The following is a 26,589-nucleotide window of genomic DNA, read 5'->3' on the forward strand; positions in this document are numbered from 1 at the left end:
GCATTCGGGCACGATCTGTCCGAGTGATCTGGTGGAATGCTGTGTTGTGAGTGGTCAGAACTACCGGCTGGTGCGTCGCGGGGGCGTGGGACGTCGCGCGGCTCCCGTGCTGGACGAACATCAGCGCGCCGTCGTCGAGCACGAGAGCGGGCCCCTGCTCGTGCTCGCCGGGCCGGGCACCGGCAAGACCACCACGATCGTGGAGACCGTCGTCGACCGGGTCGAGCGCCGCGGCGTGGACCCCGAGCGCGTGCTCGTCCTCACCTTCAGCCGCAAGGCGGCCGGCGAACTGCGCGAGCGGATCACCGCCCGGATGCGCAGGACCACCAGGACCCCGCTGGCCCTCACCTTCCACAGCTACGCGTACGCGCTGCTGCGCCGTGAGGCGGTGCTGGCGGGCGAGCCGCCGCCGCGCCTGCTCACCGGTCCCGAGCAGCTGCTGGAGATCAGGCGGCTGCTGCACGGCGAGCTGGAGGACGGCGCGCGGCACTGGCCCCCGGACATGCGCGAGCTGCTCAAGACCCGGGGGTTCGCCGAGGAGCTGCGCGACTTCCTGTCCCGTGCGGCCGAGCGCGGCCTGTACGGCGACGCGCTGGTGCAGCTGGGCCGCGAGCACGGCAGGCCCGACTGGGAGGCCGCCGGGCTGTTCTCCTACCGCTACCAGGACCGGTTCGACCTCGATCCGGTGCCCGCGCTGGACTACTCGGAGCTGATCCGCGAGGCGGCCGGTCTGCTGGCGGACGGCGAGGTGCGGCGGCGCGAGCGGGACGCGTACGACCTGGTGCTCGTCGACGAATACCAGGACACCGACCCGGCGCAGGAGTTCCTGCTCCGGCAGCTCGCGGGAGACGGCCGCGACCTGATCGCCGTGGGCGACCCCGACCAGTCCATCTACGGCTTCCGCGGCGCCGACGTGCAGGGCATCCTGCGGTTTCCCGAGCGGTTCCCGAGGCGCGACGGGCGGGACGCCCCGGTGGTCGCGCTGCGGGTGTGCCGTCGCAGCGGCCCTGCCCTGCTCGAGGCCTCCCGGCGCGTCGCCTGCCGCCTTCCCGCCGTACCGGGCCACGAGACCAGGACCGGCGGCCATCGCGACCTGATCCCGGTCGGGGACGCCGATCCGGGCGAGGTGAAGGTCCTGCTGGCCGACAGCGCCAGCCAGGAGGCCGCGGTGGTGGCCGACACGCTGCGCAGGGCGCACCTGCTCGACGGGGTGCCATGGTCGCGCATGGCGGTGCTGGTGCGCAGCGCCGTACGGCACGTGCCGCTACTGCGGCGGGCGCTGGTCACGGCGGGGGTGCCCGTCGTGGTGGCGGGCGACGAGCTCCCGCTGGTGCAGGAGCCCGGCGTCCGGCCGCTGATCACGCTGCTGCGGATCGCCGCCGCGCCGGCCACGCTCGACGTCGCGACCGCCGAGGAGCTGCTGACCGGTCCGCTCGGCGGCACCGACATGATCGGCGTACGCCGCCTGCGCCGCGCCCTGCGGATCGCCGAGCACGAGGCGGTCGCCGCGGAGGCCGCGAACCAGGAGGCGGCGGGCCAGCCGGCGCTGCCCTTCACCCCGCGCTCGTCCGACGAGCTGCTGGTCGCGGCGCTGCGCGACGCCCGGGAGCTGAGCGGCGTCGAGCCGCACGTCGCGGCGCCGGCCGAACGCCTCGCGCGGCTCGTCGCGACCGCCCGCGAGGCCGTGCGGCACGGCCGGGGCGCCGAGGAGACGCTGTGGGAGATCTGGCAGGCCAGCGGGCTCGCGGAGCGCTGGACGGAGGCCAGCCTCGCGGGCGGGGCCCGAGGCGCCCAGGCCGACCGCGACCTCGACGCCGTCGTCGCTCTGTTCGACCATGTGGCCCGCTTCACCGACCGGCTGCCCAAGGCCGGGGTCGCGGTGTTCCTCGACGACCTGACCTCCCAGGAGATCGCCGGCGACTCGCTGGCCGAGTCCGCCCCCGAGGGCGACGCCGTACGGATCCTGACCGCGCACCGCTCCAAGGGCCTGGAATGGGACGTGGTGGTGGTCGCCGGCGTCCAGGAGGGCCTGTGGCCCGACCTGCGCCTGCGCGGCTCGCTCCTCGGCACCGAGGCGCTGGTGGAGTTCGCGGGCGGCTCGGCGCTGGACACCACGCAGGCCGCGACGGCGGCGCTGGCGTCCAAGCTGCTCGCCGAGGAGCGGCGGCTTTTCTACGTCGCGGCCACCCGCGCCCGCAGCAAGCTCGTCGTCACCGCCGTCGGCGGCGAGGACACCGACGAACGGCCCTCCCGGTTCCTCACCGAGCTGCTGCCCGGCGGCGTGGAGGCGGCGACCGTGGACGACCGGGCGCGGTGGCTCAGCATGTCCGCGCTGGTCGCGGATCTGCGCGCGGCCGTGTGCGACACGTCCAAGCCCGAGGCGGTGCGCCGCGAGGCCGCCGCGCACCTCGCCAGGCTGGCCCAGGCCGGGGTGCCCGGCGCCAACCCCGGCGAGTGGTACGCGCTGACCCCGATCTCCGACGACCGGCCGCTCGGCTGGCCCGACGACGTCGTCCAGATCTCGCCGTCGTCCGTGGAGAGCTTCACCAAGTGCGGGCTGCGCTGGATGCTGGAGACCGCGGTCGGGGCCGGGTCGTCGAACGTCACCCAGAGCCTCGGCACGGTCGTCCACGCGATCGCCGCGATGGCCACCGAGGACGGCACCGACTACGTCAAGCGGCTCGACGACATCTGGGACCAGTTCGACTTCGGCGGGCTGTGGTTCAACCGCAAGCAGCGCCGCGTCGCCGAGCAGATGGTCGACAGGTTCGTCCGCTGGCAGAAGGACAAACCACGCGACCTGGTCGCCGTGGAGGAGGCCTTCACCGTACGGGTGCCGGGTCACGACATCCAGATCACCGGCCGGGTGGACCGGGTCGAGCGTGACGAGGCCGGCCGGGCCGTGATCATCGACATCAAGACCGGCAGCGGCAGGCCCAAGGACACCGAGATCGACCGGCATCCGCAGCTCGGGGTCTACCAGCTCGCCACGACGCTCGGAGCGTTCGAGCGGCACGGCCTCATCCAGCCGGGCGGCGCGTCCCTGCTGCACCTGGGCAAGGCGGCGGGCCAGTCGGCCGACGCCAGGGAGCAGGCGCAGCGGGCGCTCGCCGACGACCCCGAGCCCGGCTGGGCGGAGAACCTGGTCAAGACGGTGGCGACCGGCATGTCGGCCAACGTGTTCGTCGCCACGGTCAACGACGGCTGCCGCACCTGTGCCGCTAAAATCGCCTGCCCTGTGAACGACAACGGAGGACAGGTGTGCTGACGCCCGGTGAGCTGGCCGGCCGCCTCGGGATCCTCCCGCCCACCCCCGAGCAGGCGGCCGTCATCGAGGCGCCCCCGGAGCCGATGGTGGTGGTGGCGGGGGCCGGATCCGGCAAGAGCGAGACCATGGCCGGGCGGGTGGTCTGGCTGGTCGCCAACGGCCTGGCCAGGCCCGAGCAGATCCTCGGCCTCACCTTCACCCGCAAGGCCGCCGCCGAGCTGGCCGAGCGGGTGCGCCAGCGGCTGGCCGGGCTGGCGGCGGCGGGTCTGGTCGAGCCCGAGCTGCTCGACTCCGAGCCGACGGTCTCCACCTATCACGCGTACGCCGCCCGGCTGGTGACCGACCACGCGCTGCGGGAGGGGCTGGAGCCCACCATGCGGCTGGTCACGCCCGCCGTCGCCTGGCAGATGGCGGCCCGGGTGGTCGGTCAGTACGACGGGCCGATGGACCGGGTGGACCTGTCTCCGCCCAGCGTCACCGCCGCCGTGCTCGAGCTGGCCGGAGAGCTGGCCGAGCACCTGCGCGTCCCGGCGGACGTACGCGAGGTCGGCGACTGGCTGCGCGAGCGTCTGGCCTCGCTCACCGGGCGCATCGTCAAGGACCAGCGCAAGCCGGTGGAGACCCAGGCCGTCCGCGAGCAACTGCTGCCGATGGTCGAGGCGTACGAACGGCTCAAGCGCGGCCGGGAGGTCATCGACTACGGCGACCAGATGGCGCTGGCCGCGCGGATCGCCTCGCGGCATCCGGAGGTCGGCGCGTCCGAGCGGTCCCGGTTCTCCGTCGTGCTGCTCGACGAATACCAGGACACCAGCCACGCCCAGCTCGTGCTGCTGCGTTCGCTGTACGGCGGGGGCCACCCGGTCACGGCGGTCGGCGACCCCTGCCAGTCGATCTACGGCTGGCGCGGCGCGTCGGCGGGCAACCTGTCCCGGTTCCCCAGGGACTTCCCGGCGGCTTCCGGAGATCCGGCGCAGGTGCGGCGGCTGTCGGTCAGCTTCCGCAACGGCGAGCACGTGCTCGGCGTCGCGGCCCGGATCCAGGCGCCCCTGCGCCGGGAGGCCCGTGAGGTGCCGGTGCTGGTGCCGGGCGGCAACCGGGCGGGCCGGGGGCGGGTGCTGTGCGCCTTCCACGAGACGGCCGAGGACGAGGCGGAGTGGATCGCCGAGGGCCTGGCCGGGATGCTGCACGGCGAGGGCGCCCCGGACGGCCTGCCCTGGGGTGAGGGCGAGCGGGCCAAGCGCGGCCCCGCCCTGCAGCCGCAGGACGTCGCGATCCTCGCCCGCAAACGGTCGCAGTTCCCGGCCCTGCGCCGGGCCCTGGAGGCCCGGGGGATCCCCGTGGAGGTCGTGGGCCTCGGCGGGCTGCTCACCGTGCCCGAGGTGGCCGACATCGTGGCGACCCTGCGGGCGCTGTACGACCCGACCGCGGGGGACGCGCTGGTCCGGCTGCTCGCCGGGCCCCGCTGGCGGATCGGCCCGGCCGACCTGAAGGTGCTCGGCGACCTGGCCCGCGAGCTCAACAAGGAGATCAGGGCGGCCAGGGGAGGGCCGCGCCCGGAGGACCCGCTCGACCAGGTCGTCGCCGACCTCGCCGAGGAGCGCGGCAGCCTGATCGACGCGCTCGACGAGCTGCCCGACCGGCCCGACTGGCTGGAGAGGTTCTCCCCGCTCGCGCGGATGCGGCTGCCCGCCGCCGCCCGCGAGCTGCGCCAGCTGCGCGCCCACGCCGGGCAGCCGCTGCCCGACCTGATCAGCGAGATCGAACGCCGGCTCGGGCTCGACGTCGAGGTCGCCGCCAAAGGAGGCAGCCCGCTGGCCGCCCGTGCCGACCTCGACGCCTTCCTCGACGCCGCCTCCCGGTTCGCCGGCGACTCGGAGGACCCGACGCTCGGCGCCTTCCTGGCGTACCTCAAGGCGGCGGAGAGCGAGGAGTTCGGGCTGGAGGCCGGGCGCGTCGGCGACAGCAACACCGTCAAGCTGATGACCGTCCACGCGTCCAAGGGACTGGAGTGGCCGGTCGTGGTGGTGCCGGGCCTGTCGCAGCTCACCTCCCAGAAGGGCGGGCTGATCAAGGGCAGCATGTTCCCGGCGACCCCGGTCACCAACTCCCGGTGGACGGAGAACCCGCGCAAGCTGCCGTACCCGCTGCGGGGGGACAGCGCGGACCTGCCCGAGCTGGCCGGGCTGGACCGGGAGGCGCTGGGCGCCTTCGACGAGCGCTGCCGCGACCGCGACCTGATGGAGGAGCGGCGGCTGGCGTACGTCGCGGTGACGAGGGCGCACTATCTGCTGATCGCCTCCGGCTACCGCTGGGGCACCTCGTCCCGGCCGCTTGAGCCGTCGGACTTCCTGCGGGAGATTCGCGAGGCGGGCGCCCGGGTCGTCCGCTGGGCCGAGGACTCCGAGAGCCAGGACAACCCGCTGCTCGCCGAGCCGCCGGTGGCCGAGTGGCCGTCCGTCACCGTGCGCGACGCGATCCTCGACGGCGCCCGCCTCGTGGAGGAGGCGATGATGGGCGACGCCCCGCCCGCGGCCGCCGACGGCCACGTGCTCCTCAGGGACCGGGACCGGGAGCGGATGCGCGCCTGGGCGCGCGACACCGATCTGCTGCTGCGCGAGCGGGAGACGAACCGCCGGCGCGCCGGGGCGGTGGTGGAGCTGCCGTCGCGGCTGTCGGTGTCGTCACTGGTCACGCTGGCCCAGGATCCGGCGGCGTTCGCCCGGCAGGTGCGCCGGCCGCTGCCGCGCAGGCCCGCTCCGCTGGCGCGCCGTGGCACCACCTTCCACCGGTGGCTGGAGTCGCGCTGGGGCCAGCAGCGCCTGATCGACGACCTGGAGCTGCCCGGCGCCGCCGACGAGATGTCGGAGACCGACGTCCAGCTCGCCGAGCTGCAGGAGCGGTTCGAGGAGAGCGAGTGGGCCGCGCGTGAGCCGGTCGATCTGGAGGTCCCGTTCGAGACCATGATCGGCGACCGGCTGGTGCGCGGGCGGATGGACGCGGTCTTCCGCGAGGGCGACGGCTACGTGGTGGTCGACTGGAAGACCGGCGAACGGCCGCAGGGCAGGGCCGCCGAGACCGCCTCGGTGCAGCTCGCGGCCTACCGGGTGGCCTGGGCCGCGCTGGCCGGGGTGCCGCTGGAGAAGGTGGGCGCCGCCTTCCACTACGTCCGCTCGAACGACACCGTCCGCCCCGTGGACCTCCTCGACGCGGACGGGCTCACCGCGCTCATTCAGCGGGTTCCTCAGGAGTGACCGCCTGGTCGAAGAGCGCGCTCGTCTCGATCTTGATCCCGAACGGCTCGGGCAGCTCCAGCACCTCCCCCTCCTCGGCGGTGACGATCTGCCGGTACGCCTGCCGGTGGTAGTCGAGGGGCTCCAGATCGGGGAGAGGATCGCTCATCAGCGTCACCCTTCGCGGAGACGTCACGGGGTCCACGATCAGGTAGAGCGGCACGCCCGCCCGCGCGTAGTCGAGCGGCTTCTCCTGCCAGTCGACCTTGTACGTCCCGGGCGAGCACACCTCCACCACGAGCAAGGCGCAGTGCCCGCGCATGCGCATGTCGTCGAATTGCTCGACCTCGTCGGGGGCGACCATGAGATCGGGCAGTCGAAGATCCTGATACGGCGGGATGTGCACCCCCCAGGTCTGGTGGAACCGCCAGCCGTTCGCCAGCTTCAGCGGGATCAGCAGATTGGAGAGCCTGTCGACGATGTATGTGCTCTCCCTTCCCGCGGGCGGCGTCACGACGACCTGCCCGAGACGAATCTCCGCCCGGTAACCGGCGTCGTTGAGTTGCATGCACAGGTGCAGCACCTCGTCTGGAAGCTCCTGCGGCTCTTCGGGCTGCCTGGCCTCCTGGGGCTCGTGCTCGTCTGGGATGGGGTCGTCCTGCTTTCGCGGGACGGGATGATCGTGCCTGCCGCGCTTGGTCGGCTTGGTGAGGGCCATGTCGCCATCCTCTCCTGCTCCTCCATGTGATGGTACGGAAGGTTGTCGGGACGCCACGGAAAGTAACAGCGGAGGGATGAGAGGGAAATTCTTCGGAGGGGGCGGCGAGGTGAAGAAAAGCCCTACCAGGGAGAGGAAAACCGGCTCTGTGAATCGGTCATGAGTGACGCACCTGCCGCCAATGTCCCGTGTCGGGATCGGGATTCTCCGCAAGAGCGATTACGTATTCCGCCGACACCGGCTGTTCATGATCGGCTATGAATGGCCTATGTCGGTTTTGCGGATGGCGATGGCGGTGGCCTGCGTCGCGGCGGTGACCGGATGTTCGGCGTCGTCGGCGGTGAATTCTCCGGATCTCGCCCTTCCCCTGGACGCCTACAGTCTCGGCGCGAAGGATCGGGCCCAGGTGATACGAGCCCGGTTCATGCTGATGGAGGAATGCCTGCGCCATGTGGGGCTCGATTTCCGGTTTCCCGCCGTCGAACCGGTGACCGACCGGCGCAATGTCGATCTCCTCGGATGGCTCGATCCTCGCCAGGCTGCCAAATCCGGATATCTGCAGGATGGGCGGCACCCGGATGAGATGACCGGCGTTCCGTCGTACCCCATCACCGACGATGCGTTCTACGTGCTGTACGGGAAGGTCCGGCGATTCCACGGGCGGACCGTGCCGCGCGGAGGCTGCATGGCCAAGGCCGACGCCCTGCTGAACCGGGGAGCGCGGGGCGTGGCCCCGGCCGATGCCGACAGGAGATTCGACGAGGACGAGGTTCCGCGTTACGTCGACAGCGCGGCCGACCTCGCCGTGAAGGACCCGCGGATCGCGGCGGCCGAACGCGAGTGGAGCGACTGCATGCGGTCGGAGGGCTTCGACTACCGGAGCATCGACCAGGCCGCCGGAGACCGGCGCTGGGCGTGGACCGTCGACGACGACTCGATCGGCAACACCCCCAAGCCGCGCGGCACGCAGGCCGAGATCGGCACCGCGGTCGCGGACGCGGGATGCCGGGCCGGGACCGGCTACCTCGACGTGCGCCGCACGGTGCACGTCGAAGCCCAGAACCGGGTCATCGGCCGCAACCGGGCCCGGCTCGACGTCATCAGGTCGCTCAACCAGGCCCGTCTCGCCAACTCCGCCAAGGTCCTCGACGGCACGCTCACGCTGTCCTGGTGAGGCTCACCCCAGGTAGTGGAACGCGGGCTTCGGATGCATGAGGAAGTCGTGGTGCGAGATGTTCCAGGCGTACGCACCGGCCATGGCGAAGGCCACGACGTCGCCGACGGCGAGTGAGGCGGTCACGCGGCGGGCGAAGACGTCCTTGGGCGTGCAGAGCCGTCCCACCAGGGTCACCGGCCCGTCCTCGCCCTCCCCGCCTCTCGCGAGCACGGCGAACGGCTGGTCGTGTCCCTTCGTCACCGGGGTCCGCAGGTGGTGGGTGCCGCCGGAGAGCACGGCGAAGCGCTCCCCGTGGACCCGCTTCACGTCGAGCACGGTGGTGAGATACCAGCCGCAGTAGGCCGTCAGGGCGCGTCCCGGCTCCACGCGCAGCGTCTCGCCCGGCCGGGCCAGCGCCCGCAGGCCCGCGCCGTACGCCGCCCAGTCGAACCGCTCCTGCGGGCGGGTGTAGGAGACGGCCATGCCGCCGCCCAGGTTGAACTCGCGCAGGCCGAGGCCCCTGCCGTACGCCAGGACGGCCTCGGCGAGGGTGAGCAGGCCGGGGGCGGCCAGGCCGCTCGCGAGGTGGGCGTGGACGCCGCGCAGCCGCACCGGTGAGGACCCGAGCAGGGCAAGGCATTCGGCGACCCCGCCGGGGTCCATGCCGAACGGCGTGGCGCCGCCGCCCATGGCGAGGGCCGCGCCGGCGACGTTCACGTCGAGGTTGACCCGCAGCAGCACGTCCGCGGGCTCCCGGAGACGCCGCAACTCGGCCGGGCTCTCGACGTGCCAGCGGTACGCCGAGGGGGCGAGGGCCAGCTCCGCGCCGGTCTTCCCCGGTCCGCCGAAGCTCAGCGGCACCTCCGGCAGCACCGTCCTGACGTGCGCGAACTCGCCGCCGGAGGAGACCTCGAAGCCGTCCACGTGGGGCGCGAGCGCCCGCAGCACCTCCGGGTCGGGATTGGCCTTCACGGCGTAGCAGATCTCCGTCCCCGCCAGGGCGGCCCGTACGCCCGCGGCGTGTCGGGCGAGGCCGGGCAGGTCGTAGACGTAGGCGGGGAGGTCGTCCAGCGACTCGGCGGCCTTCCGCACGCCCGGCGGAACCTCGATGCTCATCGCTCTCCTTCCGCCGCGCAGAACGGGCTCGGAACGGGCACGTATCCGGCGGTCCGGTCGGCCGCCCTCGCCCAGCGCACGCCCAGGTTGGCCTTGGCCGGCAGCGGCGCCCCTGCCAGCAGCCGGGTCAGCGGCTCGGCCGAGTCGGTGGCGTGGTCCGCGACGTAGCGTTCCAGGGACTTGCGGGCGACCGCCCACAACGCGCGCAGGACGCCGTCGGCCGGGCCGGCGACCGTCGCGGCCACCTCGGCGAGGTGGTTCACGAACAGGCAGTAGGCGACCCGGTTCCAGCCCCGCACGGTGTCGTACGACAGGGGGCCCGCCACCTCGTCCGGCACGCCGGTCAGGTCGTGGCGGCCGGCGATCAGCTTGGTGCCCTCCAGGTCGCGGAAGATCGCCTCGACCGGCCACCCGGCGGCGTCGAATCCGACGAGCACGTTCTGCACGTGCGCTTCGAGCACGACCCCGTGCCGGAAGAAGGCGTCGAGCACCGGGAACGCCACGCGCTCGACGTACGCCTCCCACCACCCGGCCGGGTCGGCCGCACGGCGGGCCAGGACGGCCTCGGGAACCCCGTCCGCACCGGCGGCCAGGGCGCCGGCGAGGACCGGCGTGGTCCCCGCCCCGCACACCGCCCACGGGCCGGTACGCACGATCACCCCGAGCCCTTCGAGCAGCCGGGTGCCGAGGGCGGCCGAGCGGTAGCCGGGCTCGGGCAGCCATCGCGTGCCGGGGAACCGCCCGGCCAGCCGCTCGAAGACGGGAGCGAGCCGCCGGGTCAGCTCGACCGCGCCGGACAGCTCATACCAGGCGTTCTTCCGCACGCAGTTGGTGATCCGCACGTCGAGGCTGAACTTCAGGCACACGCCGGTGCCGGGGTCGTACACGGTCCTGACCGACGACGTGGGCACGACCGCGTGGGGGCCGGTCCCGAGGTCGGCCAGCCGCCCGTCCGCCAGCGGCCCGCGCAGCTCGGCGGCCAGCAGGTCGAGCTGCCAGGGATGGGCGGGCAGCGGGACGTACCCGGCCGGCGCGCCCCCGAACGCGTCGAGTGCCGCCGTGTCGCCCTCCTGGGCCACCAGGTCGGCGCGCACCCCGAGCAGCCGCGGCGCGAAGCGCGCGTGCGTCTCCGGCGCGTAGTCCAGCCAGCCGTCGCCCTCGCGGGCCTTGGGCGCCGGGTGGAACGGGTGCCCGGCCACGAGGGCGTGCTCGGAGGCGAGCCACGGGTCGGCGGGCGGCACGGCCCGCGCGCGGGCGGCGCGGATCGCCGCGCCCGCCTCGCGTCCCGCGCGCACCTGGGCGGCGAACTCCTCGTTGCCGCCATCCAGCTCGCGTTCCACCAGCGCGACGAGCGAGGGCAGATCGAGAGGCCGCCACCGCCCCTCCGCCAGATGCTCCGGCGGGCCGTCGAAGCGCAGCGCGATGCCGCCGCTGACCCGGACGCGCACCGGCGTCCCTGCCACGCGAAGCGTCAGGTGAGGCCCGGCGGCGTGCACGTGCCCACGGGGGCCGCCGATCTCGCGCAGCCAGCAGCGCAGCAGCGCCTCGAGCGCCGCCTCCTCGGCCTGGGCGGTGTACGGGTCCAGCAGGAGGCGGTCCATCGCTCAGGCACCCCTCAGGTAGTTGGGGCCGGTCGTGCCGTAGAACTTGTTGACGTCCCTGGCCCCGGTGCGGTCCTTGGCCACGAGCGTCCCGGCGACGACCATCGACTTGCCGGTGAGGCGGGCGGCCTCCAGCGTGCGCGCCCGCAGCAGCCGGGCCATCGGGTCGTCCCCGTGCGGCTCCAGCGCGGCCGTCAGCGCCCGTCCGACGAGCGTGGCGGCGGAGCCGGGCAGCGCGCCGTGGGCCACGGCCATGGCGGCCAGATGCAGGGTGATCGTCACGAAGACGTCGGCGAGCGCGTAGGGGTCGTCGGTCAGCATGCGCTCGTCCCCGAAGCCGGGCGCCTCGATCCCCGCCGCCTGCAGCCGCCGGGGCGAGGCCAGCAGCCCGTCGTTGTCCTTGACCAGCAGCCGCATGGGCCCGTCGCCGAACACCAGCGCGAGGTTCTGCTGGTGGGCCTCCAGCGCGACGCCGTACCGGACGAACAGCGTGACGTTCCAGGTGAGCAGCGCCGCGAGGTAGTCGCGCAGCAACGCCTCCGCGTCGCCGCCGTGGTGGCGCTCGGCCACCTCGTGCAGGACGAGCCGCCCACCGGAGCCGGGAAGCGGCGCGAGCAGGGCCGCGACCGGCACGATCTCCCCTTCGGGCAGGTGACGGACGAGCCAGCCCAGGTATTCGTGCTCCGCGTGCCCGTAGGCCTGCTCGCCGGCCAAGAGGACGCGCAGGCCGGGCTCGCGCGTCAGGATCTCGCGCAGCAGCGACTCGGCAAGCGCGCCGTCCCGCAGGGTGCCCGGCTTGATCGACCGGCGGTTGCGCAGGCCGAGCGTGCTGGCCGGGAGCGGCACCTTGAGATGGACGCGCTCGGAGACCTCCACCGTCCGGGTCGACAGGGTCGGCCGCACGGTCAGGTACGGCTCGCGTCCCGCGACCAGCCCGGGAAGTCCGGCCACCAGCGGCTCCGCCAGCGGATGGACGGGAAGGAGCACGTGCGTGCGGGCCAGGCCGGGCGGCAGCCCGACGTCTCCGGGCACCGGCCACCATGCCGGGAGATCCGGCAGGGAGAGCGTCACCCGCTCGCGCGGCGCCGCCGTCCAGCGCATGGCGAACTCCGGCGCGAACTCCGGGGCGTAGGCCGCCAGGTCGGCGGGGGAGACCCCGAGGCGGCACCTGGCCGTCGGATAGAGCGGATGGTCCACCGCGGCCGCCAGCGACTCGTAGTGGATGAGGCCGTGCCGCATCCGCAGCCGCCGCGCCACCTCGCCGCGCATCCGATAGTGGGCCTCCAGGGCCGCGAGCGCCTCGTGGCACTCCCGCTCGAAGGCGGCGACCCCCTCGGCGTCGGCGGGATGGGCGACGGCCTCCAGCGTCTCCAGGACCTCCGCCAGGCGCAGGCGCTCGTACGGGGCCGTGGCGAAGTCCTGGAACGGGCTGCCCGCGGCGAGCCCGACCCGCCGTCCCGAGGCGAGGACGACGGCGACCCCGTCCTTGTCGTGGGTGACCCTGGCGGAGATCCCGGCGTAGTCCTCCCGCAGCAGGGCGTCGAGCACCCGCGCGGCCAGGTAGGGCTCCCCGCCGGCGGCCTCCTGATGATCGCGAGCCGCCGGGATCATGCGAGCACCCAAGGGTGCTCCTTCCTGAAGGCGTCGATCGCGGCGTCGACGCTCGCGCGGTCGGGGCCGGTGGCGCGGAGCAGGCCGAGGTAGTCGCGGTTCGTGCCCGTCACCTCGACATGATCGCCTATGCCGCGCAGTGCCCGGTGCCACAGCCGCACGCCGTCCTCCGTCTCCGGCAGGGACAGGTCCGCCGGGTGGAGGTCACGCGGGGCGGCGGTGACCGTGCCGGAGCGCTCGGCCACGAGGCTCACCACGGATCCGTACGCCGCGCGGAGGCCGTCCGGATCGCACTCCGGCACCGGTTCGCCCGCGTGGACGCGCAGGATCCACTGGTGCAGGGGCACGCCGAGCAGGTCAGCCAGCAGGAAGTCGCAGTTGTCGCCGATCAGCCGATAGTTGATCTCGATGACGCGGGGGCCGTCGCGGGTGACGGCGTACTCGGTGTGGCACATCCCGAAGCCGACCCCCGCCGCGTCGAGCGCCGCGCTCAGGTGGGCCAGGTGGTCCGCGTCCGGGGGCCGCCAGTCCAGGCGCTCCTCCACGAAGTGCGGCAGCGGGCCGAGCGTGGTGGCGAACCCGCCGACGACCTTCCGGGTGGTGCCGTCGCCGAGCGTCTCCAGCGTGCGTACCGGCCCCTGGAGGAACTCCTCGGCGACCAGGACCTCCTCCGGCCGCCGCTCCCTGATCGCCGCGACGGCGGCGGCCAGCGCGTCCGGGCCGTCCACCAGCATGACGTCCTCGCTGGCCACGCCCAGCGCGGGCTTGACCACGACCGGGTACGGCAGGCCCTCCGGCACCCGTCCGCCGGGCGGCAGCCGTACGGACCTGACGGGTTCGACGGCGGCGAGGGCGCGGCGGGTGAGCGCCTTGTTCTTGGCGGTGACGCAGGCCCGCCAGTCCTTGCCGGGCAGGCCGAAATACCCGGCGGCGAGCGCGGTGGCGGCCTGGAGGTGGTCGGAGTTGGAGAAGATCACGTCGGGCCGGTGGTGGGCGGCGACCGCGTCGATCACCGCCCGGGGGTCGCGCACGTCCGTCGCCACGACGTCGTACCCCGGATACCGATCAGGCTGGTCGGTGAGTATCGTCACGTCCCAGCCCAGCGCGGCCGCGGCGGGGAGGAACCCGCCGGTCACCGAGTCGGTCGGGTTGAGCGTGGTGAGGTACAGCCGCACCGGCCCTCCGTAGGTAAGGCTAACCTAAGCGACTGCATCCTAGCCTGGGACGTCGATCGTTCGACCAGGGAACGGGCATGGGCGGGAAGATTGCCGGGGCGGCGGCAGTGGAAGGATGACGGCGTGGAAATCGCGGACGGACTGCTCGGCCCCCTGCTCCTGGCGAGGAGCGCCATCGACAGATCGGCGGCCCTGCGCGGCGACGAGGAATGGCTGCGGCGCGCGTGGGAGGCGGAGAAGACGAGAGTCCTCCTCATCCACGACGGCCGCACGCTCGTGCGCCGCTTCACCGACGGCGCGGCCCTGGTGCTCACCTCGCCCGCCGAGGCGCCGGAGGGCACGCGCTATCTGCTGGGCGTCGACGAGGACGGCGTGCCCTACTTCGCGGTCAACGCGCCGCTGCCCGAGCCCGTCCACGGCGCCGGCGACACCGTGGGCCTCAGGGAGGCGGCGGTGCTGCTGGACGACCGCGACGCCGGTCTCCTCGTCTACGCGGTGGCCCTGGAGGCCTGGCACGCGACCCACGAGTACTGCCCGAGGTGCGGCAGCCTCACGGACGTCACCGCGTCGGGCCACATGCGGGTGTGCCCGCGCGACGGCAGCCAGCACTTCCCGCGCGTCGACCCCGCGGTGATCATGCTGGTGCACGACGACGAGGGCCGCATCCTGCTCGCCCGCGGGCCGGAGTGGCCCCGGGGCCGGATGTCGGTGCTGGCCGGGTTCGTCGAGCCGGGGGAGTCGCTGGAGCACGCGGTGGTCCGCGAGGTGCTGGAAGAGGTGGGCGTCGCCGTCACCGCGCCGCGTTATCTCGGCAGCCAGCCCTGGCCGTTCCCGCGCAGCCTGATGCTCGGCTTCTTCGCCCGCGCCGTCACCACCGACCTGCGTCCGGACCTCGAGGAGATCGCCGAGGCCCGCTGGCTGTCGAGGGAGGAGCTGGAGGCTCAGGTGCGCTCCGGCGACCTGGTGCTGCCCGGCCAGGTCTCGATCGCCCGGCGGCTGATCGAGACCTGGTACGGAGCGCCGATCCCCGACACCGACTGGTGACTCAGCAGGCGCCTTCGAGGTGCCGCCTCACCTCGGCGACCGACGGGTTGGTCATGGTGTGGCAGTCCGCGACCACCGTGGGGACGACCTGGTTGCCGTTGTTCACGCTCGCGACGAAATCGGCGGCGTCCGGGTGGCGCTCGATGTCGACCTCGCTGAAGACGATGCCCTCCCGGGTGAGCTGGCTCTTGAGCCGCTTGCAGGGGCCGCACCAGCTCGTGGTGTAAACCGTCAGCGCCATCTGTCGTCCCTTCCGTGCGCATCACTGTTGCCGAGAGCAGTCATGGCAACATCGCGAGCGCGCCGCGTGTTCCCGGTTATCCGGCGACGCGTCCCAGCCGGGCGACGATCCAGGCCTGGACGGCCTCCGCGACCCCCGGCTCCCGGTAGAGCGGGGCGCTGTGCTGGGTGCCGGCCATCGTCTTGACGGTCATCTGGACCCCCACGCTCGCCAGCGACTCCTTGAGCATCTCGCTCTGGTACGGCGGCACGAACTCCTCGGAGGAGTGGAAGGCGAGCATCGGCGGGTCGCCCGCCGAGGCGTGGAACGGCACTTCCATGCTCGACCAGACGCGCGGGCACTTGGCGGGCGTGCAGCCGCCGGCCAGCTTGATCGCCGCCTTGCGCAGTTTCTGCTGCTCCTTGGTGCCGAACGCGGTGCCGTCCGCGAACGCCGACAGCGGCGAGACGGGCGGGGAGATCCCGACGACGCCGCGCAGCCCCGGCCGGCCGTCGCCGTACGCGCCGACGGCGGCGGCGAGGTGGCCGCCGGCGGAGAACCCGACCAGGACGTAGCGGCTGGGGTCGGTGTTGAAGAACGCCGCGTGCCTGCGCACGGCGTTGACGGCGGTCATCACGTCGGTGCGCTGCGCCGGCCAGGCCGCGTCGCCCGACAGCCGGTAGTCGAGGTTCACGACCGTGTAGCCGAGCTCGGAGTAGCTGCGGCTGATCGACGTCATGTACTTCTTGTCGCCCCCGGACCACCAGCCGCCGTGGATCACGAACACGGCCGGGCGGCGCGGGCCGACGGTGTGCCACCACACGTCCATGATCTGGCGCGCGTGCGAGCCGTACGCGTAGGTGCGGATCCGCACGTCGGGCGGCGTGAGCGCCGGCGAGGGCGAGGCCGAAGGGGACGGCGAGGGCGACGGGCTCGCGGAGGGCGAGGCGGAGGGCCCCGTGGAGGGCCGCGTGGAGGGCCCCGCGGACGGAGTGGGGGAGGCGGAGGGGCGGTGGACGGGGGCGCCCGCCGAGGTGACCGCGTTGGCGTCCGGCGAGGCGAGCATGAGGGCGGCGAGGGCGGCGGCGCCCACGCCTAAAGAAGTTCGGACCGCGGTGGCCACGGCGTGTTCCTCCCCGATGTCGCGTCGTGCGCCGACCGGTCCCCGGGACACGCTCGGTCGGCTGCTGGAAGGATGATGCCAGTAACAACGTCCGCAACGCATGTTGGGAGCCGCTCCTTGGACGTCCTCGACGGTCTGGATCCCGAGCAGCGCGAGGTCGCCCAGGCGGTGCGCGGACCGGTGTGCGTGCTGGCCGGGGCGGGGACCGGCAAGACCCGCGCCATCACGCACCGCATCGCGTACGCCGTGCACACCGGGGTCGTCGAGCCGCAGGGTGTGCTCGCCGTGACCTTCACGACCCGCGCGGCGGCCGAGCTGAAGCAGCGGCTGCGCGGCCTCGGGGCGCCCGGCGTGCAGGCCCGCACGTTCCACGCGGCGGCCCTGCGCCAGCTCAGCTACTTCTGGCCGCGGGTGATCGGCGGCGACCCGCCGCAGGTGGTCGAGTCGAAGCTGCCGCTGCTCGTGGAGGCGGCCAGGCGCCTGCGCAGGAACCCCGACCGCGGCGAGCTGCGCGACGTCGCGAGCGAGATCGAGTGGGCGAAGGTCACCCAGGTCGGCCCCGAGGACTACCCCGCGGCCGCCGTCAAGGCGCGGCGCACCCCGCCGATCGCGCCCGAGGAGGTGGCGCGGCTGTTCGAGGGGTACGAGAGCCTGCGCCGCCAGCGCAACCTGATCGACTTCGAGACGATCCTGGAGCTCACGGCCGCGGTGATGACCGAGCACCGCGAGGTCGCGGCGCAGATCCGCCAGCAGTACCGCTACTTCGTGGTCGACGAGTTCCAGGACGTCAACCCGTTGCAGAAGCTGCTGCTCGACACCTGGCTCGGCGGCCGCGACGACGTGTGCGTGGTGGGCGACCCCAACCAGACCATCTACTCGTTCACCGGCGCGACGCCCCACTATCTGACCAACTTCGCCGTCGAGCATCCCTCGGCTGCCGTGATCAGGCTGGTGCGCGACTACCGCTCGACGCCGCAGGTGGTCACGCTGGCCAACCGCGTCATGGCGCGCTCGCCCCACCGGCTGGAACTGGTCGCCCAGCGGCCGGACGGACCCGAGCCGGTCTTCACCGAGTACGACGACGAGCAGGCCGAGGCGCTCGGCGTGGCGCTCACGGTCAAGAAGCTGATGGCCGACGGCGTGCCCACCCGCGAGATCGCGGTGCTGTTCCGGGTCAACGCCCAGTCGGAGGCGTACGAGCAGGCGTTCACCGATGCCGGCGTGCCCTACCTGCTGCGCGGGGCGGAGCGGTTCTTCGAGCGCCCCGAGGTGCGCCAGGCCGTGGTGCTGCTGCGCGGCGCGGCCCGGTCGTCGGCCGACGAGCCGCTCGCGCCCGCCGTGCACGCGATCCTCTCGGGCATCGGGCTCACCGCGGAGCCGCCCGGAGGCGGCAAGGCCAGGGAGAAGTGGGAGTCGCTCAAGGCGCTCGCCGACCTGGCCGAGGACATGGCGGCCGAGGGCGCCGACCTGCCCCGGTTCGTCGGCGAGCTGGAGCGCAGGGCGATGGAGCAGCACGCGCCGCCGGTCGAGGGCGTGACGCTCGCCTCCCTGCACGCCGCCAAGGGCCTGGAGTGGGACGCGGTCTTCCTCGTCGGCCTCACCGACGGCATGGTCCCGATCGTCTACGCGGAGACGCCGGACCAGGTCGAGGAGGAGCGGCGGCTGCTGTACGTCGGGATCACCCGGGCCCGCGAGCACCTGCACATGTCGTGGGCGCTCGCCCGCTCGCCGGGAGGCCGCCGCGCCCGCAGGCCGTCGCGCTTCCTCGACGGGCTGTCCCCGCGTACGGCGAGCCCGGCCCGGGCCGAGCGGCCGGGAGGCTCGGGCGGGCGGGCGAAGCGGTCGGCGGCGCCGCTGCACTGCCGGATCTGCGGCAAGACGCTCTCGGCCGCGGCCGAGCAGAAGCTGGGCCGCTGCGCGACCTGCCCCGCGGACTACGACGAGGCCCTGCTCGAACGGCTCAGGGCGTGGCGCACGGCGGCGGCGAAGGAGGCCAAGGTGCCGGCCTACGTCGTCTTCACCGACGTCACCCTCCAGGCCATCGCCGAGCGGGTGCCCGGCTCTGAGGAGGACCTGCTCGCGATCGCCGGAATCGGACGCGTCAAACTTGAGCGGTATGGCGACGCGGTCCTCGAGCTCTGCCGCGGCGCCGATAGTGTTACCGACGAGTAATACCCGCGTGCGCTGGAGGCCCCTGTGAACTCGGCCCTGAAGGAGCTGCTGGACCTGCTCGACCTCGAACCGATCGAGCTCGACATTTTCCGGGGGCGCAGTCCGGAGGAGCGCATCCAGCGGGTCTTCGGCGGTCAGGTGGCCGCGCAGGCGCTCGTGGCGGCAGGCCGTACGGTGCCGTCCGACCGGATGGTCCACTCGCTGCACGCCTACTTCATCCGGCCGGGGGACCCGGCCGTCCCGATCGTCTACAACGTGGAGCGGGTACGCGACGGGCGGTCGTTCACCACCCGGCGCATCACGGCCATCCAGCACGGCAAGGCGATCTTCTCGATGTCGGCGTCGTTCCACGTCGAGGAGCCGGGCGTGAGCCACCAGGCCGCGCGCATGCCGCAGGTGCCGGACCCCGAGACCCTGCCGACCTTCCAGGAGCGGATGCTCGACGTCGTGGGCGACGAGCCGGGCTGGCGCGAGCTGCTGGCCAAGCCGCGCCCGGTGGACGCGCGGTATGTGAACGCGCTGACGTGGGAGGCCGCCCACGACCCCGCCCTGGTCACGCCGGAGAACAACGTCTGGTTCCGGTACGACGCCGACCTGCCCGACGACCCGCTGCTGCACGTCGTGCTCGCGGCCTACGCCAGCGACTTCACTCTGGTGGACACCGTGCTGCTGGCTCACGGGCTCGCCTGGGGGTCCTCGGCGGTGTCCGGCGCGTCACTGGACCACGCGATGTGGTTCCACCGGCCCTTCCGGGCCGACGAATGGCTGCTGTACGCCCAGGAGTCGCCCTGGTCGGGGGCGGCGCGCGGGCTCGCCCGCGGGCAGATGTTCACCGCCGCAGGGGAACTCGCCGTATCCGTGGTTCAGGAATGCCTCATCCGGGTGTCGCCCGCGCTGCATCCCGATGTCACGAAGTCGTGAAAATCGCAGGTAGAAAATAGGTTGCCCACCCTGCCGCGGCGGTTTAGGGTCTTGGACAAGTCAGCCGGACGCTCAGGTCCGGCGCGATCGCACTGAAATGGAGGTGAGTCCAGTGAGGAACACGACGACGTCCCGCGCGCTGTGGCTCGCCTCCGCATGCCCGGCCGCCATTGTCATGCCGACGAAACTGCGGCGTGGCGAGGCCGCCCCGGCCCTGACTCCGGTCGCCGGGGTCTCGGGCTCGGCCGCCTTCGGCGTGTTCGCCCGCCCGGCCAGCCACCGCAACCTTGTCCAGCGTCCGGTCTATGTGCACCGGCCGATGGGCGATGAGCAGATCCGCGCCGCCGCTCGCGGCGGTGCGCAGGGTCCGCACTATGCCTGGAGAGGACCAGTCATACCCTGACCGGTCTCCACCTCCGGGCCGCGGATCCGCACCAGGATCCGCGGCCTTCTTGTTTGTCGGCCACGAATCCACACCCCACAACGAGGACACCCAGACCAATCCATTCAAAGAGGTGACGCAGATGGCGGCCCCGGTCATGGACCTGATCGAAGCCGAAATCCCCTGTCGTACCGAGCCCGACCTGTGGTTCGCCGAGTCTCCCGAGGACGTGGAGTTCGCCAAGGCGCTCTGCGGCGGCTGCCCGATCCAGAAGGCCTGCCTGGCCCGCGCGCTGGAGCGCGAGGAGCCGTGGGGCGTCTGGGGCGGGGAGCTCATCCTGCGGGGGGTCGTCGTGCCCCGCAAGCGTCCCCGTGGGCGCCCGCGCAAGTCTCCTGTCGCCGCCTGACCAGCAACCACAGCATTTCCGGAAGGAAACGATCCAGATGAGCATCTCCCCGATCACCGCCCTGTATCTGCATCAAGAACTGGCGCATGAGCGAATACGAACCCTTCACCGCGAGGCGGCTGAGGAGCGGCTGGCCGGCCGGATCAGGAGCGTGCAGAAGGCACGCCGGCAGGCCGAGCGCGCGTCCCGGCGGCTGAGCTCCGCGCTGGCGCGCATGTGAAGCGAGCCTGACGCGACCAACGGTGCGATCCGATGACGAAGGCCCGGGACCGGCGAACGGCCCGGGCCTTCGCCCGTGCTCATGGAGGCCGTGCTCACGGAAGCCGTGCTCGTAAAGGCCGTGCTCGTAAAGAAGTGATCACCGGACGCACAGAAGATCGCCTGCCGTGGGAACCGGCCAGGACCGCGGGGTATGAGCGGAGCGCCCCCGGCGGCCGGATGGTCATGGGCGGCAGGCGAAGTGGTGTGCGAGCGGTGGGTGGGACTCGGATGGGCGACCGGACGTCAGGCGCGCTTGATCTCGTTGCTGGTGCGCGACGGCTCGCCGTCACCGCGCTCGTCATCGGGCTGTGGGGTTCGGTCATGCCGGAGGCCGGCGCCGCGCCGATCGCCGGAGCACTCCGGGTGGCCCGCCATGGCAGTGGCCACGGTCACGGCGACGGTCACGGCGACGGAGCGACCCAGGTCACCGAGGGCACCAACACCGCGAACTCGCCCACCATCAAAAGCCCGCCGAAGCAGATCTCGGGGGGCCGGCGCAACGTGAACGCCCCCGCTGCCAACAGCGCCGTCACGTTCGTGGGGATCCAGCAGGTGTCGAGCGTCAGCGTCTTCACCAACACCCTCAACGGCAACTGCAAGCGAGGGATCAACCGCTGCGTCATCAACCAGAACCTGCGGACGGTCGAGAACCGGGGCGGCCGATAGCCCGGAGCGCGCGGGCTCAGGTCAGGGCGAGCGCGCTGTCCTCGGACTCTCCCGTCTCGTCGGCGAAGCCGGGGACCCAGCGCACCACCTCGTCGCGGAAGCGGGCGGTGGCGCCGAGCTGGCACAGCACGCCGACCCCGGCCGCGTGCACACGGTGGATCAGCACGTACGACGCGGGCAGGTTGAGCTGGCGGACCACGTTGTTCGGCCGCAGGTCGGCCACGGCCGCCGCCTGCTCCCGCAGCCACTCCCTGCTGAAGGCGAACTCCTCGACCCGGGTCGGCTCGACGTACGGCGCGAGGAAGGCCCGCAGGGCGTCGACGTCGACCTCGATGTGCGGGCGGATGAACCCCTCGGCGCGCAGCCCGCGCACGACCGCGTCCATGTCGCCCTGGTTGAAGATGCGCGTGAGCCTGCCGAAGGCGACGGGGTAGCCGTCGGACATGCGGTTGACCGCCCCGAAGTCCAGCACGCCGAGCCGCCCGTCCTCCATGAGCCGGAAGTTGCCGGGGTGGGGGTCGGCGTGCAGCATCCCGACCCGGGCCGGGGAGCAGAACAGGAAGCGGACGAACAGCAGGCCGACGTGGTTGCGCTCCTCCTGCGTGCCGTCGGCGATGATCCTGGACAGCGGGGTTCCCGTCATCCACTCGGAGACGAGGATCTGCTCGTTGGCCGCGATCACGGCGGGCACGTGGAAGTCCGGGTCGTCGCGGAACTCCTCCGCGAACGCGTGCTGGGCCTCGGCCTCCCTGAGGTAGTCGAGCTCCTCGGACACCCGCTCCTTCAGCTCGGCCAGGACCGGCTTGATGTCGAGGCCGGGCAGCAGCGCGCCGAAGAGCTTGCCGAGCCGCGCGAGCTGGTTGAAGTCGGCGATCAGGGCCTTGCCCGCCCCCGGATACTGGATCTTCACGGCGACCGGGCGGCCGTCGTGCCAGACGGCGCGGTGCACCTGCCCGATGGACGCCGCGGCGCTCGGCCGGTCGTCGAACTCCAGGAAGTTCTCCCGCCAGTCGTCGCCCAGCTGCTCGGTCAGGACCCGGTGGACGGTGGCGGCCGGAAGCGGCGGCGCGGCGTCCTGCAGGCGCGTCAGCGTCGCCCGGTAGGGCCCGGCGATCTCGGGCGGCAGCGCGGCCTCGAAGATCGACAGGGCCTGGCCGAGCTTCATCGCCCCGCCCTTGAGCTCGCCGAGCACCTTGAAGATCTGGTCGGCTGTACGCTTCTGGATCTCCTGGGCGACGATCTCCGCGGAGGCGCCACCGAGCCGCCTGCCCAGTCCGAGCGCGGTGCGGCCGGCGAACCCGAGGGGGAGTGTCGCGAGCTTTGCCGAGCGGGTCACGGCACGGTGGGGAAGGTCACTCACACGACCATTGTCGGCGATGAAGAGTACTTTCGACCACAATTTCCGATCGCCTTGCCGCCCCGGCTCCGGCGGTCGCGAGCCACTCGGGGGAATAGGCGGTCTATGAGATTGGTCACACCATCGCTGCCGTGACGGGAGTTTCCGCCGGTGAGAGGCGTGCCGGGCCGCTCCGGACGCAGCCGCAGTCGGGGTGCGGCTCGCAGACGCGGTGCCGCCAGCGCCATCCGGGCGACACCTCCAGCAGGCCGCCGGGCGCGCGTCCCTCGTCGAGATAGGCCAGTGCCTGACCTGCCGCCTGTGCGGCGACCAGGCAGGACAGCACCACGTCGCAGGCGATCTCGCCCGCCGGGTAACCCCCGAGCCGGGCGCCCACGAGCGGCCAGGAAGGGTCCCGGTCGCGACGGGTGAGATCGAGGCAGCGCAGGCAGGGGGTGAGCCCGGGGACGACGAAGGGCCCCACCGAGCCGTGCCCCTCGAAGGCGCAGACGAGCAGGTGCGCCACGCCCTCGGTGACGATCTCGTGGACCAGCGTGGCGTCGAGCGGATCGGCGGGCGCGAGGATCACGAGGTCGGGGCGCACCCCGCCGTCGGACAGGCGGGAGGCGGCCCGGCCGGGCCAGGCGTTGACGGCGGGGGAGATCCGCCGGGCCGCGAGCACGGCGGCCTCCTCGCGGGTCGTCCCGATCTCCGCGCGGCCGAGCCCGCCGGGGACCACGTCGGCCGCGGTGGCCGTGCCGGGATCGACCACGCAGATGTGGCCCACCCCCGCTGCGGCGAGCAGGGTGACGACCCGGGCGCCGACCCGGCCGGCGCCGTACACGCGGATCCGGGCCGCCCTTCGCGCCGACAGGGCGCCCATGCCGCCGTCGGTGGAGGTCAGCGACAGCCTGTCCAGCTCCGGGCGGAGGCGGTCCCGCTCGGCCAGCGGCAGGCCGGCGAGGGGTTCCGGCCGGGCCGCGGCGTCCTCGATCAGGCCGTGCGCGGCGAGCCGGGCGACCACCTCCTGGGCGGACGCCTCGTCGAGGCCGCTGCCGGCCACCGCCTGCCGGAGGGTGCGGGTGCCGTCCAGGCCGTCGATCAGGCGGCGTACGGGCGGTTCGACGCCGGTCAGCACGACGGCGCGCAGCGGATGGACACCGAACTGCAGCGTGCGGCCGTCCCGTTCGACCCGGCGAAGGACGGGCTTGAGGCGAGGTCTCATAGTCGCCAGACCTTGTCATATGCCGGGATGGCCCGGCGTCGGAACCAGCGGGGCTGTGGATAATTACCGGGGTGATCGTGGTTGGTGAATATCCGCAACCCCGTAGTTTTCACGCCCGCAAGGTCACGTTCGCCCGATTGACCAGGGAGAACGTGTACCACCCCCTGTGGAATTCGGCGCGTGTCGGCTACCTTTCATATGTGCCCCCCGAGACAGTCGAGGTTCGTCGGAGCGCACGACGGCGGCGAACCGTTTCCGCGTACCGCGATGGAGACAAGACCATCGTGTTGCTTCCGGCTGGTCTGAGCACGACCGACGAGGAGCAGTGGGTACGCCGCATGCTCGACCGCCTTGCGGCCAAGGAGCAGCGAAGACGCCCGAGCGACGACGACCTGCTCGAACGGGCGATGGAGCTGTCGGCGCGCTACCTGGACGGAAAGGCCATGCCGGCCAGTGTGCGCTGGGTGGAGAACCAGCTCCACAGGTGGGGTTCGTGCACCCCCGACCACGGCACGATCAGGCTGTCGGCCCGGCTGCGGGGCATGCCGGCCTGGGTCGTCGACTACGTCATCATGCACGAGCTCGTCCACCTGCTCGTGCCGAGCCACGGCCCGCGGTTCTGGGCCCTCGTCGAGCGCTACCCTCGGGCGGAACGTGCCAGGGGCTTCCTTGAGGGCTTCTCGATGGCCGCCAACGGCGCCCCGGAGGAGTGTTGACCCGCGTCGCCGCGGTGCTGGTCACACCGGGAATGGCGGAGGCGGCTCCGCCCGGCGTGGACCCGGCCGAGTTCCTGACGGCGATGGCCGAGGACACCTACGAGATGGTCGCCGGGCTCGAACTGGTGCGGCCGGTGATCCTGTCGGCCGGCGTGCCGGGGCTCGAGGACATCGCCTGGCCGGGCACACCGGTCGTGTCGATCGCCTCACCCGCCGACGCCTTCGCCGCGCTGCCCGCGGAGGAAGAGGGCGTGATCGTCAGCGCCGACGCCCCCGACCTGCCGCCCCTGCTGATCGGAAAGCTCTTCCGGGAACTCGGGCGGGCGCACCTCGCGGTCTGCCCGGCCGAGGGTGGCGGCGCCGTCGCCGTGGCGGCGCGCCTGCCGGTCCCCGAGTGGGCCGCGCCCGACCTCGACGAACCCGACGTCGTCGCCGCCATGCGCCGCCGGGCGCCGGGCCCTCGCATGGTCGCCACCGGTCCCGGCTGGCACCGGCTCAGGAAGCCGCAGGACGTGGCCCGCCTCGACCCCGGCCTCGAGGGCTGGGACAACACCCGGGCCCTGCTGACCTGAGCCCTGCCTGTAGGGGTCACAGGCGTTCTGGCAGGCGAAGCTCGGCGAACAACGCCCGGTGGTCGCTGCCGGGGACCTGGTGAACGCTGGTGTCCACCGCCGACGCCCTCTCGTCGTACAGCACGTGGTCGATCGTGATCAACGGCGGGAACCGCCTGTCGGCCGGCCAGGTGGTGGTCAGGCCGTCGCCGGTCGCGTCGGCGGCGTCCGCGTATCCCCGTCCGAGCACCGCGCGCAGGTCCGCGTGATCGAGGCTCGCGTTGAAGTCGCCCGCCAGGACGCGTACGACGCCGGGGGACGCGGCCGGGAGCGCCGCCAGCTCAGCGGTCCACTGAGCCGCGTCAGGACCGCTCAGCGGGGCGAGCGTGTGCACGTCGACGATCTCCACGGGCGGCCCGGACGGCAGGGTGAGCCGGGCCCTCGGCATGTTGTGGCCGCCCTCGGGCACGAAGTCGGGCGCCTCGGTCAGGGGGTGGCGCGCGTAGATCCCGCTGCCCGAGGGCCCGGGCCCGTCCTCCAGGTGCCGGTACGGCAGGAGCCTCGCCACGCCCGCCGCGTCCAGCGCCTCGACGGCCTCGGGGGTGAGTTCCTGGGTGTTGAGCACGTCCGGTTCGAGCCTGCGCACGAGGTCCACCACGGTCGCGGCGTCGCCCGCGCCGAAGAAGAGGTTGACCGTGAGGATCCGCAGCGACGGGCCGGTGGCGGTGGGGGCCGAGCCGGCCGCGCGGGGCAGGACCATGGCGGCCAGGAGGACCGTCGCCGCCACCGCCACCGCGATCACGGCCGCGCGGCGGGCGGCCAGCGCGATCAGCACCGCCACCGGCGACGCGGCCGCGACGTAGGGGGTACCCGTCATCAGCGCGACGCCGACTCCCCGGATATGGACGGCGCCGTCGACGCCGGCGAGCCGGGCCACCGCCCAGGCCGCGAACGGCGCCACCGCGATCCACGCCAGGAGCGGGGAGACCCGCAGCCTCCGGCGCTGGGGGGAGACGATCTCACCTCCCACGTCCACCTTGGTCATGTGGCGACACTAACCACCGCATGCGAACCGCGGTGTAAGGGAGACGTGCACGAACGGTGCAGAAGTCAGGCGGTGCCGAAGTCAGGCGCGGCACAGCGACCGGGCGCGGCGGGCCAGCCGCCGGGTGGCCTCGTCGCTCAGCTCCGGGATCTCCTCCACCGGGAACCAGCGCAGGTCGAGGGACTCGTCGCTGATCACCGCCTCGGCCCCCGCCGGCGCGACCGCGCCGTACTCGACGTCCAGGTGCCAGCTGTGCGGCGGGTGGCACCAGACCTTGTGCCGGTCGAGGGCGAGCGGCCCGTCCAGCAGGGTCAGCCCGGGGATGCCCGACTCCTCGGTGGCCTCGCGCAGGGCGACCTGCGCGAGTGTGGTGTCGGTCGCCTCGCAGTGCCCGCCCATGGGCAGCCACATCCCGGCCTTGGGGTGCAGGGTCAGCAGCACCCGTTCGCCGTCGTGCGACAGGACGGCCGTCGTCGCCGTGAGATGGCCGGGAGCGCACTCGCGCCACATCGCGTCCTCGTGGCTGCGCAGGTGCGTCAGGAACTCCTCGCGGAGCCGCTCCTCCTCGGGGGTGGGCGCGACCCATCCGGCCAGTACGGCTTGCGCGTCACGATGCAGGCTCACCGGCGCAGCCTACCGACAGCCG

23 protein-coding genes are annotated in these 26,589 nt (G+C 73.0%); 12 read left to right on the top strand and 11 right to left on the bottom strand.

Features of this window, described 5'->3' with window-relative positions:
* Positions 1-46: 46 nt before the first annotated feature.
* Entirely contained in the window at positions 47-3,268 is a 3,222-nt protein-coding gene (locus ABZ860_RS16845; protein ID WP_357220723.1) for an ATP-dependent DNA helicase, read from the top strand.
* The gene (locus ABZ860_RS16850; RefSeq protein ID WP_357220724.1) at positions 3,262-6,519 is read left to right on the top strand and encodes an ATP-dependent DNA helicase; all 3,258 of its coding nucleotides are present in this window, start codon (positions 3,262-3,264) and stop codon (positions 6,517-6,519) included. Before ABZ860_RS16845 ends, ABZ860_RS16850 begins: the two co-directional genes overlap by 7 nt.
* Here ABZ860_RS16850 and ABZ860_RS16855 read toward each other — a convergent pair.
* Positions 6,494-7,216 (bottom strand): Uma2 family endonuclease, encoded by a 723-nt coding sequence (locus tag ABZ860_RS16855; protein ID WP_357220725.1) that lies wholly within the window; start codon positions 7,214-7,216, stop codon positions 6,494-6,496. The genes ABZ860_RS16850 and ABZ860_RS16855 overlap by 26 nt on opposite strands.
* Before the next feature lie 163 nt (positions 7,217-7,379).
* On the opposite strand from ABZ860_RS16855, the gene ABZ860_RS16860 reads away from it, so the two are divergent.
* Complete coding sequence (locus tag ABZ860_RS16860; protein ID WP_357220726.1) at positions 7,380-8,390, top strand: hypothetical protein; 1,011 nt, start codon at positions 7,380-7,382, stop codon at positions 8,388-8,390.
* Between the two features lie 3 nt (positions 8,391-8,393).
* On the opposite strand, the gene ABZ860_RS16865 is transcribed toward ABZ860_RS16860, so the two are convergent.
* The 4 genes from ABZ860_RS16865 to ABZ860_RS16880 are packed head-to-tail and all read right to left on the bottom strand — an operon-like array spanning position 8,394 to position 13,875.
* Positions 8,394-9,488, bottom strand: coding sequence for a type III PLP-dependent enzyme (locus ABZ860_RS16865; RefSeq protein WP_357220727.1), 1,095 nt, complete (start codon positions 9,486-9,488; stop codon positions 8,394-8,396).
* On the bottom strand, positions 9,485-11,089 hold the full coding sequence (locus tag ABZ860_RS16870; RefSeq protein ID WP_357220728.1) for an IucA/IucC family protein: 1,605 nt from the start codon (positions 11,087-11,089) through the stop codon (positions 9,485-9,487). The genes ABZ860_RS16865 and ABZ860_RS16870 overlap by 4 nt, the downstream gene beginning before the upstream one ends.
* A gap of 3 nt (positions 11,090-11,092) precedes the next feature.
* A complete protein-coding gene (locus ABZ860_RS16875; RefSeq protein ID WP_357220730.1) occupies positions 11,093-12,712 on the bottom strand; it encodes an IucA/IucC family protein in 1,620 nt (539 codons plus the stop codon).
* Entirely contained in the window at positions 12,697-13,875 is a 1,179-nt protein-coding gene (locus ABZ860_RS16880) for a siderophore biosynthesis protein (protein WP_357220731.1), read from the bottom strand. The genes ABZ860_RS16875 and ABZ860_RS16880 overlap by 16 nt, the downstream gene beginning before the upstream one ends.
* A gap of 123 nt (positions 13,876-13,998) precedes the next feature.
* On the opposite strand from ABZ860_RS16880, the gene nudC reads away from it, so the two are divergent.
* Entirely contained in the window at positions 13,999-14,919 is a 921-nt protein-coding gene (nudC, locus tag ABZ860_RS16885) for an NAD(+) diphosphatase (protein WP_357220732.1), read from the top strand.
* A 1-nt stretch (position 14,920) separates the two neighbouring features.
* On the opposite strand, the gene ABZ860_RS16890 is transcribed toward nudC, so the two are convergent.
* Positions 14,921-15,160 (bottom strand): mycoredoxin, encoded by a 240-nt coding sequence (locus ABZ860_RS16890; protein WP_142571384.1) that lies wholly within the window; start codon positions 15,158-15,160, stop codon positions 14,921-14,923.
* Between the two features lie 76 nt (positions 15,161-15,236).
* A complete protein-coding gene (locus ABZ860_RS16895; protein ID WP_357220734.1) occupies positions 15,237-16,262 on the bottom strand; it encodes an alpha/beta hydrolase in 1,026 nt (341 codons plus the stop codon).
* Positions 16,263-16,337: 75 nt separating this feature from the next.
* On the opposite strand from ABZ860_RS16895, the gene ABZ860_RS16900 reads away from it, so the two are divergent.
* The 6 genes from ABZ860_RS16900 to ABZ860_RS16925 all read left to right on the top strand — a co-directional run bounded on the left by ABZ860_RS16900 (position 16,338) and on the right by ABZ860_RS16925 (position 21,070).
* A complete protein-coding gene (locus ABZ860_RS16900; RefSeq protein WP_357220735.1) occupies positions 16,338-18,434 on the top strand; it encodes an ATP-dependent DNA helicase UvrD2 in 2,097 nt (698 codons plus the stop codon).
* 24 nt (positions 18,435-18,458) lie between these two features.
* Positions 18,459-19,355 (top strand): acyl-CoA thioesterase II, encoded by an 897-nt coding sequence (locus tag ABZ860_RS16905; RefSeq protein ID WP_357220736.1) that lies wholly within the window; start codon positions 18,459-18,461, stop codon positions 19,353-19,355.
* 112 nt (positions 19,356-19,467) lie between these two features.
* A complete protein-coding gene (locus tag ABZ860_RS16910) occupies positions 19,468-19,758 on the top strand; it encodes a hypothetical protein (protein WP_357220737.1) in 291 nt (96 codons plus the stop codon).
* Between the two features lie 121 nt (positions 19,759-19,879).
* Complete coding sequence (locus ABZ860_RS16915) at positions 19,880-20,143, top strand: WhiB family transcriptional regulator (RefSeq protein WP_030507395.1); 264 nt, start codon at positions 19,880-19,882, stop codon at positions 20,141-20,143.
* 37 nt (positions 20,144-20,180) lie between these two features.
* Entirely contained in the window at positions 20,181-20,363 is a 183-nt protein-coding gene (locus ABZ860_RS16920; RefSeq protein WP_357220739.1) for a hypothetical protein, read from the top strand.
* A 269-nt stretch (positions 20,364-20,632) separates the two neighbouring features.
* Complete coding sequence (locus ABZ860_RS16925; RefSeq protein ID WP_357220740.1) at positions 20,633-21,070, top strand: hypothetical protein; 438 nt, start codon at positions 20,633-20,635, stop codon at positions 21,068-21,070.
* A 16-nt stretch (positions 21,071-21,086) separates the two neighbouring features.
* Here the strand turns inward: ABZ860_RS16925 and ABZ860_RS16930 are convergent, their stop codons facing one another.
* Both ABZ860_RS16930 and ABZ860_RS16935 read right to left on the bottom strand, forming a co-directional pair.
* Positions 21,087-22,430, bottom strand: a complete 1,344-nt coding sequence (locus ABZ860_RS16930) for an AarF/ABC1/UbiB kinase family protein (RefSeq protein WP_357220741.1) — start codon at positions 22,428-22,430, stop codon at positions 21,087-21,089.
* 112 nt (positions 22,431-22,542) lie between these two features.
* Positions 22,543-23,631, bottom strand: a complete 1,089-nt coding sequence (locus ABZ860_RS16935; RefSeq protein ID WP_357220742.1) for a ThiF family adenylyltransferase — start codon at positions 23,629-23,631, stop codon at positions 22,543-22,545.
* Positions 23,632-23,831: 200 nt separating this feature from the next.
* On the opposite strand from ABZ860_RS16935, the gene ABZ860_RS16940 reads away from it, so the two are divergent.
* A complete protein-coding gene (locus ABZ860_RS16940) occupies positions 23,832-24,347 on the top strand; it encodes a M48 family metallopeptidase (RefSeq protein WP_357220743.1) in 516 nt (171 codons plus the stop codon).
* Positions 24,344-24,919, top strand: coding sequence for a hypothetical protein (locus ABZ860_RS16945; RefSeq protein WP_357220744.1), 576 nt, complete (start codon positions 24,344-24,346; stop codon positions 24,917-24,919). The genes ABZ860_RS16940 and ABZ860_RS16945 overlap by 4 nt, the downstream gene beginning before the upstream one ends.
* Positions 24,920-24,935: 16 nt before the next feature.
* On the opposite strand, the gene ABZ860_RS16950 is transcribed toward ABZ860_RS16945, so the two are convergent.
* The gene (locus ABZ860_RS16950) at positions 24,936-25,943 is read right to left on the bottom strand and encodes an endonuclease/exonuclease/phosphatase family protein (RefSeq protein ID WP_357220745.1); all 1,008 of its coding nucleotides are present in this window, start codon (positions 25,941-25,943) and stop codon (positions 24,936-24,938) included.
* Between the two features lie 81 nt (positions 25,944-26,024).
* Complete coding sequence (locus ABZ860_RS16955) at positions 26,025-26,567, bottom strand: NUDIX domain-containing protein (RefSeq protein ID WP_357220746.1); 543 nt, start codon at positions 26,565-26,567, stop codon at positions 26,025-26,027.
* Positions 26,568-26,589 lie beyond the last annotated feature (22 nt).

The organism is Microbispora sp. NPDC046973 (assembly GCF_040644495.1).
Lineage (GTDB): Bacteria > Actinomycetota > Actinomycetes > Streptosporangiales > Streptosporangiaceae > Microbispora.

What these genes read in the sequence shown, in the direction of transcription:
- ABZ860_RS16855 (WP_357220725.1), bottom strand. Translation starts at nt 7,216, where the DNA reads ATGGCCCTCACCAAGCCGACCAAGCGCGGCAGGCACGATCATCCCGTC.
- ABZ860_RS16865 (WP_357220727.1), bottom strand. Translation starts at nt 9,488, where the DNA reads ATGAGCATCGAGGTTCCGCCGGGCGTGCGGAAGGCCGCCGAGTCGCTG.
- ABZ860_RS16870 (WP_357220728.1), bottom strand. Translation starts at nt 11,089, where the DNA reads ATGGACCGCCTCCTGCTGGACCCGTACACCGCCCAGGCCGAGGAGGCG.
- ABZ860_RS16890 (WP_142571384.1), bottom strand. Translation starts at nt 15,160, where the DNA reads ATGGCGCTGACGGTTTACACCACGAGCTGGTGCGGCCCCTGCAAGCGG.
- ABZ860_RS16900 (WP_357220735.1), top strand. Translation starts at nt 16,338, where the DNA reads ATGCCAGTAACAACGTCCGCAACGCATGTTGGGAGCCGCTCCTTGGAC.
- ABZ860_RS16915 (WP_030507395.1), top strand. Translation starts at nt 19,880, where the DNA reads ATGGCGGCCCCGGTCATGGACCTGATCGAAGCCGAAATCCCCTGTCGT.
- ABZ860_RS16920 (WP_357220739.1), top strand. Translation starts at nt 20,181, where the DNA reads ATGAGCATCTCCCCGATCACCGCCCTGTATCTGCATCAAGAACTGGCG.
- ABZ860_RS16925 (WP_357220740.1), top strand. Translation starts at nt 20,633, where the DNA reads ATGGGCGACCGGACGTCAGGCGCGCTTGATCTCGTTGCTGGTGCGCGA.
- ABZ860_RS16935 (WP_357220742.1), bottom strand. Translation starts at nt 23,631, where the DNA reads ATGAGACCTCGCCTCAAGCCCGTCCTTCGCCGGGTCGAACGGGACGGC.
- ABZ860_RS16950 (WP_357220745.1), bottom strand. Translation starts at nt 25,943, where the DNA reads ATGACCAAGGTGGACGTGGGAGGTGAGATCGTCTCCCCCCAGCGCCGG.